The following is a 14231-nucleotide window of genomic DNA, read 5'->3' on the forward strand; positions in this document are numbered from 1 at the left end:
GCAGTTGTGCGACAGCGACCCCGCGGATGATCTGGATTCTCGGTATGCCTAGCGGAACAGGTTCGCGACGAACGGAATCGTGTCGGCCTGTGATTCGACCAAAGCGCCGCTGTGATCGGTGTTGTAGGTCTTGAACGTGACCGGTTCACCGTTGGCGACCAACGCTGCAACCAGCGAAAGTGCAGACGGTGCAGGGACATCCACGTCGAGCAAGCCCTGGCCGATGAAGATGGGGCGATCGTATCCACTGGTCGGTACACCCATGTAATCGTTCAGCAGACCCTGGAAGTTCGGGATCTGACTGAGCGGGCGGGAGAAGATGTCACCGAGGACCAGATCCTTGGATGCCTCGTCCAGGTCTGCGGCGCAGAGCTTTTCGGCCGAGTCGACCTTTTCCCTTCCCAAGTCGTTCAGGTAGGAATTCAAGTCGATCTCGGGGTGCGCTTCCCGCAAGCCCGCGAGGATGTAGAGCGCGTACGACGTCAATCCGCCGCCGAGGGCGATGGGAGGGAAGCCCGGACCGGCAGGCAGGAGGGTCAACTCGATGTTGGCCGGCACTCCGGTACCCACCCCGCCGCGATAGTCGAGAGAATCCCCACCGTATTCGGTGGCGTAGCGCGCCGTCGTGATGGCCGCACCGCCGCCCTGCGACTGCCCGACCACTGCCCACCTATTCGAGATGGTGGGGTCGATCACCCGAGCAGCCTTGACCGAGTCGACGACGCTGTGCGCCTCCACCTTTCCGTCGAGATACGGCATCAGCCCCGGTGTTCCCAGACCGACGTAGTCGGTGGCGACTACGGCGTAGCCCTCGGAGAGCCAACGCCCCAGGTAGGGGTAGTCGCGCTCGGGCAGGCCAGGACCGACCAGCGAAGGGGCACAGGAATCGTCGAGTCCCGTGGTGCCGTGCGCCCACGCAATGACGGGCCAACCACCTTCCGGTGCCGGACCGGCCGGGACGTAGTACGCGCCACTGCTCAGCGCAGGCCCGCCGTTGGAACCGATGGTCCAGTACGTGAATCGCTTGGCGTCGGCGGTACCCGGAATCCACAGATCTTTCGGTAGCGGCTCACTCGACACCACAGTGCCGGTGGCTTGCGACGCGCTCGGTGCCTGTGCGGACGCGATGGGCGCAGCAACGGCGGAGCCGATCGTTGCAGCACAGAGGGCTGCGATGGATATGCGGGCAAACGACTTCGACTGGAATTTCACGTCTGACGACTCCGGTTCGTGCGGTGGGCGACCTCGTTGGACGTTATCGTAGATTTTGTTTAACCGATCGGTCAAGCAAAATCTTGCAGCTTCGTGAAACGTATATGTCGAGATTCCGGCCCCAACTCCGACCTAGCATCGAACCGCACGAAAAAACAGTAGGAGGATGTGTCCATGGCACACGTACAGCGTTTCGACCACATCGGCATCACCGTCACGGACCTCGAATCAGCGACGGCATTCTTCGTCGGTCTGGGTCTCGAGGTGGAGGGCACCGGATCCGTGGAGGGTGAGTTCGTGGAAACCGTCTGCGGTATCCCTGGAGCCAAGTGCGAAATCGCCATGCTGCGCCCGCCGGGCGAAGGATCACGGCTCGAGCTCTCGTCCTTCGTCACGCCCGAGCACGTACCCGGATCGCCTGCTCCGATGGCCAACGAGATCGGGATACGCAACGTGTCTTTCGAGGTGGGCGATCTCCAGGCTGCGGTCGACGCGGTGGCTGCGGACGGTTACGGACTCATCGGCGGGATCGGCGAGTACGAGAACAGCGTGCGCATGGCCTACGTCCGGGGGCCTGAAGGGATCATCGTGTCCCTGTTCGAGCAGATCGCCTGAAGCGTCACGGCATTCGGAGCGTCAGATCGCCTTCCAGGAGCTGGCCAGAGCGCCCATCGCAGCCGCGAATTCGGCGAACGCCGCGTCGATTCTGACGCGGTCACCGGTGGTCACCAGATCGAGCGTCAACCCGCGAATCTGCGCCAACACGATCGTCGCGTAGCGATCAGCGCGATCGGGTGGACATCCGTGCGCGAGCGCAGCTTCCGCCAAACCACCCAACCAGTCCCCCACCACATGGTCGAGAAACTCGCGATACCGCTCCGGATGCAACAACGCCTGTCCGTAGATCTCGAACATCAAGCGAAAGTTCGGCAACGATTCCGCTGATGTGCGCCCATTCCAGTAACTCGTCAACATCTCGACGATGTCGGTCCCGGAAGAGATGTCGAGAGAAGAGCTGTCTCGCAGGGTGGCAACCACTTCAGTGAGCAGTTGTTCCTTCGAACCGAAATGATGGATGAGTGTCGCATGACTGATCCCCAGATCCTTGGCCAATGGCCGCATGGACAGTTCACCGACGCCGTTCGCCGTGACGTACGCGGTTACCTGCTCGAGCAATTCGGCACGGCGATGCTGGTAACGCAGTTTCCGGCCGTCGACCGGCGTGCTGTCCTCCACCTGCAGGAGCCTACGCAGTACCGGAAACACAGCAGTACCGGAAACACGGCAGTACCGGAAACACGGCAGAACCGGTTACACGGTGACGTGGTGGCGATCCGATCGACTGATCGTCACAGCGGCGACGACAACACCGATCACCACGCCGATGAGAGTGTCCGCGACGCGAGCCACTGCCGCTTCGGTCCCGATCGGAGCACTGAAACCGATGAGGAGCAGTGCCATCGGGGTGACGGCCAGTGATGTCAGTGCATAGTTCTTGATCACGAGCAACTCAGCAGCAGTCTGCAGAATCACGACCACGGCAACCGCTTGCCAGTAGCCGAGCGTCAATGCGATGAGAGCAGCAGCGACGACGGCGCCACCGACATTTCCCACCAACCGCTGAATCCCACGCTGGACGGTCTGCTTGTAGTTCAGCCCCTGCATCGCGGCGATGGCACCCATCGACGCCCAGAGCGGATGCTCCAACCCGGCTCCCGCCGCGAGCCAACCGGCCAGAGCCGACGCTGCCACGATGCGGAGAGCATTCATCCGCACCGGGCGCGAATACAGCCGATTCAATCCTTCGAGAAAATAGCCTTCGGGCGCGGCCAGGTTCTTTGCCGGTGCGAGATCGTGTTCGATCATGCTGGATCGCTTGAGCTTCCGAAGCTCCTTCTCGTGCCGAGCAATGCTGCGAATCAGGGTGGCGTCGCCGTGCAACTGCCACTCCTGAACTGCCGCTTCTGCTTCGTCGAGCACCGCCACCAGTTCGCGTCCGTGATCGACGGTCGACTTGATCCGGCCACTCGACGCAATAACCAAGCGGGCGTTGGCAATCGATCCGAGCGCCGGTTCCACTCCGTCTGCGCCGGACTGTTCGAGACGCCCCACCGCAGAAACTGCACGGGCAACTGCCAGGCGGGCAGGTCCCATCGGCAGTACGAGCGCTGGGAGCATCGCGGCCGCCCAACCGACCAGAACTCCGAGCGCACCGGCAGTGACCAACCGCGCCAAATCATCAACGCTGGAGGCATATCCGGCTGCACCGGTCGCCGCGAAGACGAGGATGACGGGCCCTGGCCCGGTGATCCGGAAGCCCGACATGAAGCAGTACGACGCACCCGCAAGCAAAGAGAGGATGCCGATCTGCAACCACATCGGAACGCCCGCGACACCCATGGCGCCGCCGAAGGCAATCGAAACCACCAGTGCAGCACCCACCATTGCCAGCTTGCCGGCCAACCGTGGATACGGCTCGTACCTGCCGAACGCGGCGCACAGCGCGCCCAAGGCCGCGAAGCCGGCCAATTCCCGATGCCCGAGCAGTCCGCCGACCACGAGGACTACGGCGGTGGCGAGCCCGACCCTGATCGCGGGGGCGATGGTCGCGTCGGCAGATCCGACGCGAAAAGCCGCTCGCCACGTCGCCCCGGAGACGGTATGTGCAATGGCTTCACTCGAATGAGTGAGACGGCTGGGCGTCCTGGCTGCGGTTTCGGTTCGGCTCACCCACCCAGCATACATTTATTTCACTAGTAAATTACTTGTGAAGTAATGTGAAATCTGTCGCTAAGATGGGGCCATGGGCGCGGCGAACAGATCCGAAGACGACTTCATCGACAAAGTCCGTCGCGAATGGAAGCGCGCCTACCCGGAGTTCGACACCGCCCCCGTCGAAGTGATGGGCCGGATCGCCCGCATCAACGCGCAGTCTCTTCACCAGCTCGACCGCGCACTGGCGTCCAGCGGGGTCTCTCGCGCCGAATTCGACGTGATGAGTGCACTCGCTCGCAGTGACCGTCCCCTGCGGGCGAGCGAAGTCACCGCCGTCACGATGGTCAGCGGCGCCGCCACCACAAAACACGCAGACCGCCTGGCCAAGCTGGGCTTTGTCGAGCGTCAGCGCTTCGAACACGACGGACGAGTGGTTCTGCTTCAACTCACCGATGCCGGTCGCGCATTGGTCGAGGCAGAGTTTCCCCGACGCGTCGAGCGAGACCGTCAAGTACTCACCGGACTCGACGAGGACGAACGTGCCCAACTGACGGCACTGCTCAAACGCATCTCACTCAACATCGACTCGGGGATCTGGGACTGACCTACTTCGGCAGCGGCACGTTCTGCAAGCGCACCTGACCGCGCGCCACCTCTTTCCCCGATTCCGGATCGGTGATGACCACCGACCACAACTGCTGAACGCGTCCCTGCTGTATCGGCACAGCCACGACGTCCACGCGCCCACCCGTACGCGCCCGCAGGAAATCCGTTCCGTTGTGCACTCCGACGGCAAATTCGCCACGGTCCGCCACTGCGGTACTCGCCCCGATGCTCGCGGCCGACTCGACGGCAGTCGTGTAAACGCCGCCGTGGACAACGCCCCACGGAGTGTGGTGTGCCTCGGACAGATCGATGTGCCCGACAACCTTCGTGCCAGACACCTCGTCCAGTTGCAATCCGGCAGCGCTGACGAATCCGCTTGCTGCCTCGAGATTCAATTCCGTCATGACGACCCCTCATCTGCTCCGTTGGATTTCTCGACCTACCTTCCGCCCTCGAATACATGCCGTCAAGTGCTAAGTTGGAATTCCCAACTAACATTTCCAACTAACAGGGGCCCAGAGATGACGGCGACAAAAGGACGCAACTGCTCCATCGCCAACGCCTTGGAGGTCGTCGGCGAGAAGTGGTCACTGTTGGTGCTCCGAGAAATCGTCCTCGGGCAACGACGGTTCGACGAGATCGCCGCGGGCACGGGAGCCAGCCGCGACATCCTCGCCGCGCGTCTACGCACCCTTGTCGACGCCGACGTCCTCACGAAGCGACGCTACGAAGACCATCCACCGCGCTACGAATACATCGCCACCGAATCAGGGAAGGCGCTCTACCCGATCCTGATGGCACTCATGGAATGGGGAGACACCTTTGCGACGACGGGTCCACCGCCAACCGTCGTCGAACACCGTTGCGGTGAGATCCTGCACGCCCAAGTTGTGTGCGCGCACTGCAAAGAGCCGCTGGCCGCCAAAGACGCGCATGTAGTCGAACTCTCGCCGCCTGCTCGATAGCGTCAGCGTCCGGGCGGAAACCCGCCTGTTGCGATCGGACCCCAGGAGTCGACGGTGACGCGGATCAGGCTCTTACCCTGCTTGCGCATGGCTTCGCGGTACTCGTCCCAGTCGGGATGATCACCGGCGATGGATCGGTAGTAGTCGACCAACGGTTCCACCGAGTCCGGGAGGTCGATCAACTCCGCGGTTCCGTTCACCTGGACGTACGGGCCGTTCCACTCGTCGGAGTGGATACACAGAGACACCGCCGGGGTGCGGCGGACATTCGCGGCCTTGGCCCGTTCCGGGTACGTGGAGATGACGATCCGACCCTCGTCGTCGACCCCGCACGTCACCGGAGAGATCTGCAACTCGCCGGATTTCTTCACCGTGACGAACGTGGCCCGATGGCGCGGCCTGACGAATTCGAGGAGCTCGGCAAACGACACACGATCTGCGCTGGCGATCTTGGACATGACCTCAGCCTAATTCGATTTACGAACTGACGCTCAGGGCATCTCGATGGTCTGAGCACGTGCGATTTCGCCGATTGCACGAATGATGTACGCGCTCTGAGCTTTCTTCACTCCGGTCGACAAACTCCCGATGACCAGAACCGCCGAACGCAGGTACGCGCCGTGCCCGATACGGAACGAATCGTCTTCCAGATCCGAGATCCCGAGCGCCCCGGTGTAGACCGCAGCGAGCGCCTGCACGTCCAGATCCGGCAGCCACACAATCGTGGACTTGGCGCAGGCGGTGAGCGCATCCTGCACGTCCTCGCTGGACAAGCCGTCCGGATGCGTGTCCTCGAGCAATTCGCGCACGATCGCCGCGTGAACCGAGCTGACCTGCTCGAAAGAGAGCCCGCGCAGTTCCTCGACAGCCACGAGTAGTCCGTCACGATTTGCCGCCCGCACCGCGGCGAGTGCGTCGGCCGTGGCATCGGCGATGTCACGGGCGACCTTCGGCCAATGCGTCGGCCAGCTCTGTTCTGGCGTCCGCTGTTCTGGCGTCATCGTGGTATCTCCTCGGTCCTCGTGTTCATGCGGAAGCCTTCCACATCCCACCGACAGGCCAGGCGATCCGTCAGCGCAGCCGCTCCAACAAGGACATTGCGTTGTGCGGCGCAAAGCCTTTCATGTCGTTGTCGAAGTAGACGTACACGTCGAGGCCCTCGTCCATCCAGTCCCGAAAGCGCTTGGACCACTTGTCCAGAGCTTCGTCGGCGTACCCACTCGCATACAGTTCCTTGTCCCCGTGCATCCGCACATAGACAAAATCGGCAGTAGGAGTGGTGATGCGGGGATACCTGCCGGCTGTGTCTGCGACGACAAAACCGATGGAGTGCTCGCGCATCAGGTCCACGGCTTCGTCGGTCTCGAAGCTGGCGTGCCGCGCTTCCACCGCGTAGCGAATCGGCACGTCCCTCTCGGTCTGGGCGAACACTCGGTCTTCGGTGAGTTTGTCGTCGTGCTGTGCTGCCAGATCGGCTGCAGCCTGAGTGGTACGGGGAAGACCGTCGAAGAAGTCGGCCAATCGCTGCGATTCGAACTGCAGCGTCGGAGGTAGTTGCCACAGAATCGGCCCGAGCTTGGGGCCGAGGGCGAGTGTTCCGGCGGCAAAGAAGTTGGCGAGTCCGTCACGGGCGTCGAGCAGCCGTTTCATGTGTGTGATGTACCGGCCGCCTTTGATCGCGAACACAAAATCTTCGGGAGTTTCGCTGCGCCATTTGGTGTAGCTTTCCGGCTTCTGCAGCGCGTAGAACGAGCCGTTGATCTCGATCGACGTCAATCTCTCTGCGGCATAAGACAATTCTTTGCGGTGAGCAAGACCTTTCGGATAGAAATCTCCGCGCCACGCGGGATACGTCCACCCGGAGATACCTACCCGAATATCTGCCATCGATTCAGACTAAGCGGCACTCGAGCGTTTTGGCACTCCGTGTTTCAAACTCCGGCGCTGAGCGCGACGGATACCGGTACGACGGTCAGGCACACCACCGCACCGACGAACAACGCGATCACGAGGCGACGGTCCCACTTTCCGCGTGCACCACTGGCAGCGAGCATGAAGATCACAAAACCTACACACACGGACACGATAGTCACGATCACCGGAGTTCCAACCATGCCGTGATTGTCCCCTACCCATTGCCACCGAGCGCCCTACGGGTACACGATCGAAGTACCCATCCCGAGCTAGGAGTGGAAATGCCGAAATACCTCTGGCAAGTGACGTACTCACCCTCCGGCGCCGCCGGTCTACAGCAGGAGGGAGGCACTGCGCGGCGCGACGCGATAACGCGAATGGTCGAAAGCATCGGTGGCACTGTCGAATCCTGCCACTTCGCACTGGGCGGTCACGACATGTTCGTGATCGGCAACCTGCCGGACGACGTCGCGGCAGCCGCATTGAGCATTCGCACGGCTGCGGCAGGTGCAGCACGCTCGGAGTCGATCACACTGCTCACGCCGGAGCAGATCGACGAGGCAGTCAAGCGACCGACCGACTACCGCGCGCCGGGCAAATGACGACGGAAGGAATAGATCCCGGCAGCAGCCGAGTTGCACCCGCTGTGACGGAGACTACGAAAACACCTGACCTGGGAACCTACGGAATCTGGCGAGGAGCGGCTGGTTTGCCGCCCGAGCTGGGAACTGCGATCGAGAAACTCGGTTTCGGCACCATCTGGATCGGCGGCTCCCCACGCGCCGATCTACGGATCGCCGAGAAACTTCTCGACGCGACCGAGCACATCACCGTGGCAACCGGAATCGTCAACATCTGGTCCTCACCTGCGGCTGAGGTGGCGGAGTCCTATCACCGACTCGAAGCCGCGCACCCGGGTCGATTCCTGCTCGGCGTAGGCGTCGGACATCCGGAGGCTACCGGCGACTACACCAAGCCGTACGCCTCGCTCGTGTCGTACCTCGACGAACTCGACGCGGCCCAGGTCCCGGAAGCGCGGCGCGTCCTCGCCGCACTGGGGCCGAAGGTGTTGAAACTGTCCGCCGCTCGCGCCGCCGGCGCGCATCCGTACCTGACCACCCCCGAACACACGGCCGAAGCTCGCGAAATCCTCGGCCCTTCGAAGATCCTGGCCCCCGAGCACAAGGTTGTCCTGGAAACCGATCCGGAGAAGGCCAGAGCAATCGGTCGCCCCGCCGTCGCCAACCCGTATCTGTATCTGCGCAACTACACGAGCAATCTCGAGCGCCTCGGTTTTGCGCCCGAAGAGTTGGCCAACGAGGGGAACGATCGCGTCATCGACGCCCTGGTTGCGCGGGGTACCGCGAAGTCCATCGCGGATCGACTTCGGGAGCATGTCGCGGCGGGTGCCGATCACGTTGCGATCCAAGCACTTCCCGCCGAAGGTGATCCGATCGCGACCTACGAAGCACTGGCCGCCGAACTCTTCGACTGACCGGGCAACCCTTGACTTGGATAAGTAGTGTCCGAGTATACTTGGACACTACTTATCCGAGTAAAGGAGAAAAACATGAAGATCGTCATTTTCGGAAGCGGACTCATCGGAAGCCAGGTCGCCGCCAAGCTCGCTGACGCCGGGCACGACGTGAAGGCGCTCGGTCGCGGCGACGGGATCGACATCACCACCGGCGCAGGTATCGCCGAGGCAGTCGAGGGTGCCGACGTCGTCGTGGATCTGACCAATTCCCCGTCATGGTCGGACGACGACGTCTTGGCCTTCTTCCGCGACGGAACCGGCCACATCCTCGCCGCGGAGGAGAAGACAGGCGTCGGGCACCACGTCATCCTGTCCATCGTGGGTGCCGATCGACTGCCCGATTCCGGGTACATGCGAGCCAAGGTCGCCCAGGAAGACCTGGTCAAAGCGGGCCCGACCCCCTACACGATCGTCCGATCGACCCAATTCTTCGAGTTCGTCGCCGGAATCGCCGACGCGGGAACCACCGACGGCGCCGTCCACGCAACGCCGGGACATCTGCAACCCATCGCGTCTCGAGACGTCGTGTCCCACGTCGCCGAGGTAGTGACCGGCGCGCCGCAAAACGGCACGGTCGAGATTGCCGGACCCGAACCGCTGGGCATCGACGAACTGGTCCGGCGCTTGTTCCTCGTCACCGGCGACAAGCGTTCGGTTATCTCCGATCCCGAAGCCGGCTACTTCGGCGCGAAACTCGACAACTCGGCACTGACCCCGACACCCGGTGCAGATGCATGGATCGCGCCGACAACATACGACGCGTGGCTTGCCGAGAAGGCCTGACGTCGACAACTCGAGCGACGTCCGGCCCGCACCGCTTTCCGCGGCGTCGATAGAGTCCAATCATGAAGCTTTCCGGAGGCGTGGAGTGGTCACTCCACTGCTGCGTGGTTCTGAGCCAGTCCGAGGGGCCGGTACCCACAGCCAGACTCGCCGAACTTCACGGGGTGTCGAAGACATACCTGGCGAAGCATCTGCGAGCGCTCGCGCACGCCGGTCTGGTCAATCCGACCGAGGGCCGAGACGGCGGGTACGTTCTCACCCGGGCTCCCGAGAAGATCACCGTTCTCGACGTCGTACAGGCCGTTGACGGCACCGAACCTGCGTTCCGGTGCACGGAGATTCGACAGCAAGGAATCCTCGCCGCTCCACCGGAGCAGTGCCGTTCCGCCTGCGGAATCGCCAAGGTCATGGCCGACGCCGAAAAAGCCTGGCGCGCATCGCTGTCGGGGGTCACTATTGCAGATCTTGCTGCAACCCTGGACCTTCCGGCACTCAGAAAGATCCTGACCACACCGATCACACCCTAGAGCAGCCCACACCCCACGAGACGGCAATCCATCGTTCAACTATCGGGTACCTTGTTCGGGGATCAAATCTTGACGAAGAATCTTCCGGGAATTTTCGCAAGATCTCGGAGGGGGTTTCATGGGAGTCAGTGGCGCTGCGGGGTTGGGGCAGAACATTCGTCAAACAACGGGACTGTTGAGTCGCTGGTGGTCTCTTGCGTACGACGGCGAATGGTTCCCGAGGTTCCTGGCTGCTCGATCGATGTTGGGGACAGCCAGGGTGGTCGTCACCTTTTGGTGTGCTGTGTTCGTGGCACTCGCCGTACTGGCTCAATTCGTGAAGGGTGGCGCAACCGAGCTCCCTGAACGGCTCGCGGCGGGCGCAGCATGCATGATCGCGCTCTACTGCATGATTCGCTGGTCACTCGGTCGGTCTTGGCCGAGTCACCATCAATCCGTTCGTTTCGTTTCGCTCACCAATATCTGCTTGTCCTTGATACTTCTCGCCGGAATCCATTCGAGCTTCCTGGCATTGACCGGCACCGTTCTGTTCGTGGTCGTCGCGAACTATTCGTCGGTATTCCACAGCCCTCGAATAGTCACCGCACAGATCACCGGTGCGCTGTTCGTCGTTGCGCTACTGACAATTCGAGCTGTAACCGATCCGGATACCGACTCTTCGCTGTCGGTGTCCACTGGATTCGTCATCGGGTGTGTTATCGCTTCAGCCTCGATGACCGTGCATTTCCTCGTCCTGTATTTGACCGACGACGCACGACACTCTTGGCGTGATCCACTCACCGCTGCCCTGAATCGACGTGGGCTGCACAATGTCTGGCAACAGTTGTTCGGTGTCGGCGAACTCCAAGGACACGTAGTCCTTGCGGTGGTGATCGATGTCGATTCGTTCAAGAGCGTCAACGACAAACTGGGTCACGCGGAAGGCGATCGGATGCTGGTGACAGTCGGCCGGCGCCTGAACTCGGTGGTCGGAGAGGTCGGGCTGGTGGCGCGGACTGGCGGCGACGAGTTCGTGATTCTCATGCCCGTGGAGCCACGTCGCATCGAACAAACCGTGGTGGACATTCACAATTCGATATCGCGGCCCGCCGGCCGGCAGTCGATTTCCGTGAGCGTCGGAGCCAGCGTGTGGCTGTCCTCGACAATCCCGGACGCTTCGGGAACCATCGATCGGATTCTTGCCGATGCTGACAACGCGATGTATCGGGCGAAACGACGAGGTGGAGACCAGGTAGCTTGGGCAGTAACGCATCTAAGCTGAATCGGCACGACTACCTGCCGATCGAATTCAGAGCGCCGCTTCGCTGTCGTTCGCCGGATCCAGCTGATCCTGGGTTGCCGCCCAACTCGCCAAGAGTTTGAGTGCGTCAGCCGTGGGCGTCCCGGGCGCCGCGGTGTAGACCAGCAGTGTCAGCCCGGGATTGGACGGCAGTTCCATCGCCTCGAAGTTCAGCTCCAGGTCTCCGACGACGGGGTGACGAACCTTCTTGAATCCCGTCCGATGAAAGCGCACATTGTGTTTCGCCCACCGGGTGCGGAATACCTCACTGCGAGTGGCAAGTTCACCGATGAGCTCGGTCAGCGCCTTGTCATGGGGATTGCGCCCCGCTTCCGAGCGGAGCATCGCGGCGATGTCGTCTGCCGCGCGCTCCCAATCCACGAAGAAGTCCTGCGATGCCGGGTCCAGGTACACGAACCGGGCGTTGTTCGCCGGCCTACGTGGATCGGCCAACACCGGCGAATACAACGCGCGCGCCATACGATTGGCCGCCAGCATGTCGTGCCTGGCATTACGTACCCACGCCGGCGCGTCGGTGATGGCGTCGAGTATCTGCTGAATCGCCGGGCTCACGCCCTTGGGGGCGGGCCGCTTTCTACTCGGTGCGCCTGCACTGGCGGCCTTCGCGAGGTCGTACAAATGGGCAGTTTCGGCTTCGTCGAGTTGCAGTGCTCGGGAAAGGCTTTCGAGCACCGAGTCCGACGCTCCCGCCAGATTTCCGCGTTCCATGCGCACGTAGTAGTCGATGCTCACACCGGCGAGCAGAGCGACTTCCTCACGGCGCAACCCCTTGACGCGACGGTTCCCGCCGTAGGCCGGCAGCCCTGCCTGCTCGGGTGTGATGCGAGCACGACGGGAGCTGAGGAATTCGCGGATCTCGGCTCGGTTGTCCATGCAGTTCACGTTACTCGAGCGGAGAAGACCGAGGGAGGTACTGCCGTTACCTGGAACAACAGACACTCCCGCGCCCGCGAGGCGCGGCGTTGACTGATTGCAGTCGACCGGTCCACGCCGAAACGTCGACTTCGAAGCACGCGACACCAGAAGCAAGAGGGGACACCATGCGAGCAACCATCATGTACGGCGCCGGAGACGTTCGAGTCGAAACCGTGCCCGATCCGGCACTGCAGCAGCCGGCGGACGCGATCGTGCGGGTCGTCAGGGCGTGCGTTTGCGGCTCTGACCTGCACCCTTACCACAACATGCCGGCCACGCCCGGTGGTTCCCCGATGGGCCACGAATTTGTCGGAGTGGTCGAAGAGACCGGTCGCGAGGTGTCCACGTTGAAGAAGGGCGACTTCGTCATCGCCCCCTTCGCCTGGTCCGACGGGACGTGCGACTTCTGCCGCGAAGGCTTGCAGACGTCTTGCCGACACGGTGGATTCTGGGCCGGAAACGGGATCGGAGGCGGTCAGGCAGAGGCCATCCGAGTGCCGTTGGCAGACGGTACCCTGGTCAAGGCGCCGGTCGGTGAGGATTCCGAACTCCTACCGTCACTGCTCACACTCTCCGACGTCTTCGGCACCGGCTATCACGCGGCGGTCAAGGGTGGCGTCAACCAACGCACGACGGTCACGGTCATCGGCGATGGAGCCGTGGGGCTGATGGCAGTGCTCTCCGCCAAACGCCTCGGCGCCGAGCGCATCATCCTCATGGGGCGCCACAAGACCCGCACGGATCTCGGTCTCGAGTTCGGAGCCACCGACGTGGTTGCCGAACGTGGAGACGAGGGCATCGAGAAAGTCCGCGAACTGACCGGAGGCGACGGCACTCATGTCGTCCTCGAAGCGGTAGGTCACATGCCTGCCTACGAGCAGTCGCTCGGAGTTGTCCGACCGGGCGGCGTCATCAGCCGAGTCGGGGTACCCCAATACGAAGAAGCTCCAATCGGATTCGGGACACTCTTCGGACCCAACATCACACTCACCGGTGGACCGGCCCCGGTGCGCGCGTACCGGTTCATTCCGGAAACCGAGCCCAACTCCGGACGTTTCGATGTGGCCGGCGCTGTTCTCGCCACACTCGGGATGACCGCGCTCGTCTTCGGCACCGTCAACTCGGCCGAAGCGGGGTGGACCTCACCGATCACCGTTGCGACACTGGCGGCCGGGGCGATACTACTGACCTTGCTCTTCCTCAACGAAGCGAGAGCGGAGCAGCCGATCATGCCACTGAGGTTGTTCCGTAGCCGGGAGCGATCCGGGGCGTACGCCGCCCGAATGCTCTATCTGGGTGCCATGATCGGATTCTTCTACTTCACGACTCAGCTACTCCAAGGCGTCATGGGCTTCAGCGCGTTCCAAGCAGGCATCGCCTTCTTCCCGATGACGATCGTCAATTTTGCTGTGGCGATGCTTATTCCGCGACTGACACCGCGATTCGGAAATTCCGCAATTCTGTCGGTTGGCATTGCCGTCACCCTAGCCGGGATGGCGTGGCTCAGTCTGGTCCATCCCGGCAGCACGTACCTCACTGCGATAGCACTTCCGATGATCTTGATCGGCGCCGGACAGGGGTTGGCTTTCGCCCCACTGACTTCTGCTGGCATCTCCGGGGTACAGGCCGAAGATGCCGGTGCCGCATCAGGATTGGTCAACACTGCACATCAACTGGGCAGTGCTCTCGGACTCGGCATCCTCGTCGCAGTCTCCGCGGGCGCCGGATCCTCTGCCGACGACGCTACAACGGCACTC

The 14231-nt window shown here is 62.4% G+C and carries 17 protein-coding genes and 1 pseudogene; 9 read left to right on the top strand and 9 right to left on the bottom strand.

Features of this window, described 5'->3' with window-relative positions:
- Window positions 1-48 precede the first annotated feature (48 nt).
- The gene (locus ACBG85_RS25610) at window positions 49-1212 is read right to left on the bottom strand and encodes a S9 family peptidase (RefSeq protein WP_003940397.1); all 1164 of its coding nucleotides are present in this window, start codon (window positions 1210-1212) and stop codon (window positions 49-51) included.
- A gap of 174 nt (window positions 1213-1386) precedes the next feature.
- Here ACBG85_RS25610 and ACBG85_RS25615 point away from each other — a divergent pair, with 174 nt between their 5' ends.
- Window positions 1387-1827 carry a VOC family protein gene (locus tag ACBG85_RS25615; RefSeq protein ID WP_064687801.1) on the top strand — a complete coding sequence of 147 codons (441 nt, stop codon included), beginning with the start codon at window positions 1387-1389 and terminating at the stop codon, window positions 1825-1827.
- Window positions 1828-1848: 21 nt separating this feature from the next.
- Here ACBG85_RS25615 and ACBG85_RS25620 read toward each other — a convergent pair whose 3' ends face one another.
- Entirely contained in the window at window positions 1849-2448 is a 600-nt protein-coding gene (locus ACBG85_RS25620; protein ID WP_030536496.1) for a TetR/AcrR family transcriptional regulator, read from the bottom strand.
- Between the two features lie 75 nt (window positions 2449-2523).
- On the bottom strand, window positions 2524-3957 hold the full coding sequence (locus ACBG85_RS25625) for an FUSC family protein (RefSeq protein WP_064687802.1): 1434 nt from the start codon (window positions 3955-3957) through the stop codon (window positions 2524-2526).
- Window positions 3958-4015: 58 nt separating this feature from the next.
- Here ACBG85_RS25625 and ACBG85_RS25630 point away from each other — a divergent pair, with 58 nt between their 5' ends.
- Window positions 4016-4531 carry a MarR family winged helix-turn-helix transcriptional regulator gene (locus ACBG85_RS25630; RefSeq protein WP_003940222.1) on the top strand — a complete coding sequence of 172 codons (516 nt, stop codon included), beginning with the start codon at window positions 4016-4018 and terminating at the stop codon, window positions 4529-4531.
- A 1-nt stretch (window position 4532) separates the two neighbouring features.
- On the opposite strand, the gene ACBG85_RS25635 is transcribed toward ACBG85_RS25630, so the two are convergent.
- Window positions 4533-4937: a PaaI family thioesterase gene (locus ACBG85_RS25635; RefSeq protein WP_019745591.1), complete on the bottom strand. Its 405-nt coding sequence runs from the start codon at window positions 4935-4937 to the stop codon at window positions 4533-4535.
- A gap of 117 nt (window positions 4938-5054) precedes the next feature.
- Here ACBG85_RS25635 and ACBG85_RS25640 point away from each other — a divergent pair, with 117 nt between their 5' ends.
- A complete protein-coding gene (locus ACBG85_RS25640; RefSeq protein ID WP_165639001.1) occupies window positions 5055-5498 on the top strand; it encodes a helix-turn-helix domain-containing protein in 444 nt (147 codons plus the stop codon).
- A 2-nt stretch (window positions 5499-5500) separates the two neighbouring features.
- Here the strand turns inward: ACBG85_RS25640 and ACBG85_RS25645 are convergent, their stop codons facing one another.
- From ACBG85_RS25645 to ACBG85_RS25660, 4 genes are all read right to left on the bottom strand, one after another.
- Entirely contained in the window at window positions 5501-5956 is a 456-nt protein-coding gene (locus tag ACBG85_RS25645) for a PPOX class F420-dependent oxidoreductase (RefSeq protein WP_030536493.1), read from the bottom strand.
- A 33-nt stretch (window positions 5957-5989) separates the two neighbouring features.
- The gene (locus ACBG85_RS25650; protein ID WP_030536492.1) at window positions 5990-6499 is read right to left on the bottom strand and encodes a hypothetical protein; all 510 of its coding nucleotides are present in this window, start codon (window positions 6497-6499) and stop codon (window positions 5990-5992) included.
- A 70-nt stretch (window positions 6500-6569) separates the two neighbouring features.
- Window positions 6570-7385: a DUF72 domain-containing protein gene (locus tag ACBG85_RS25655; protein WP_372025335.1), complete on the bottom strand. Its 816-nt coding sequence runs from the start codon at window positions 7383-7385 to the stop codon at window positions 6570-6572.
- Window positions 7386-7429: 44 nt separating this feature from the next.
- Window positions 7430-7612, bottom strand: a complete 183-nt coding sequence (locus ACBG85_RS25660; RefSeq protein ID WP_007729726.1) for a hypothetical protein — start codon at window positions 7610-7612, stop codon at window positions 7430-7432.
- A gap of 81 nt (window positions 7613-7693) precedes the next feature.
- Here ACBG85_RS25660 and ACBG85_RS25665 point away from each other — a divergent pair, with 81 nt between their 5' ends.
- From ACBG85_RS25665 to ACBG85_RS25685, 5 genes are all read left to right on the top strand, one after another.
- Window positions 7694-8014, top strand: a complete 321-nt coding sequence (locus ACBG85_RS25665) for a GYD domain-containing protein (RefSeq protein ID WP_007729728.1) — start codon at window positions 7694-7696, stop codon at window positions 8012-8014.
- A gap of 44 nt (window positions 8015-8058) precedes the next feature.
- The gene (locus tag ACBG85_RS25670; RefSeq protein ID WP_039973116.1) at window positions 8059-8907 is read left to right on the top strand and encodes an LLM class F420-dependent oxidoreductase; all 849 of its coding nucleotides are present in this window, start codon (window positions 8059-8061) and stop codon (window positions 8905-8907) included.
- 75 nt (window positions 8908-8982) lie between these two features.
- Complete coding sequence (locus ACBG85_RS25675; protein ID WP_372025337.1) at window positions 8983-9732, top strand: SDR family oxidoreductase; 750 nt, start codon at window positions 8983-8985, stop codon at window positions 9730-9732.
- Between the two features lie 62 nt (window positions 9733-9794).
- Window positions 9795-10259, top strand: a complete 465-nt coding sequence (locus tag ACBG85_RS25680) for an Rrf2 family transcriptional regulator (RefSeq protein ID WP_039973110.1) — start codon at window positions 9795-9797, stop codon at window positions 10257-10259.
- 118 nt (window positions 10260-10377) lie between these two features.
- Window positions 10378-11520 carry a diguanylate cyclase gene (locus ACBG85_RS25685; RefSeq protein WP_007729732.1) on the top strand — a complete coding sequence of 381 codons (1143 nt, stop codon included), beginning with the start codon at window positions 10378-10380 and terminating at the stop codon, window positions 11518-11520.
- A 27-nt stretch (window positions 11521-11547) separates the two neighbouring features.
- Here ACBG85_RS25685 and ACBG85_RS25690 read toward each other — a convergent pair whose 3' ends face one another.
- Window positions 11548-12432, bottom strand: a complete 885-nt coding sequence (locus ACBG85_RS25690) for a helix-turn-helix transcriptional regulator (RefSeq protein WP_007729733.1) — start codon at window positions 12430-12432, stop codon at window positions 11548-11550.
- A 167-nt stretch (window positions 12433-12599) separates the two neighbouring features.
- On the opposite strand from ACBG85_RS25690, the pseudogene ACBG85_RS25695 reads away from it, so the two are divergent.
- Window positions 12600-14153: pseudogene (locus tag ACBG85_RS25695) on the top strand (MFS transporter); the annotation flags it as partial.
- Window positions 14154-14231 lie beyond the last annotated feature (78 nt).

The organism is Rhodococcus sp. NyZ502 (assembly GCF_041464245.1).
Classification (GTDB): domain Bacteria; phylum Actinomycetota; class Actinomycetes; order Mycobacteriales; family Mycobacteriaceae; genus Rhodococcus_F; species Rhodococcus_F qingshengii.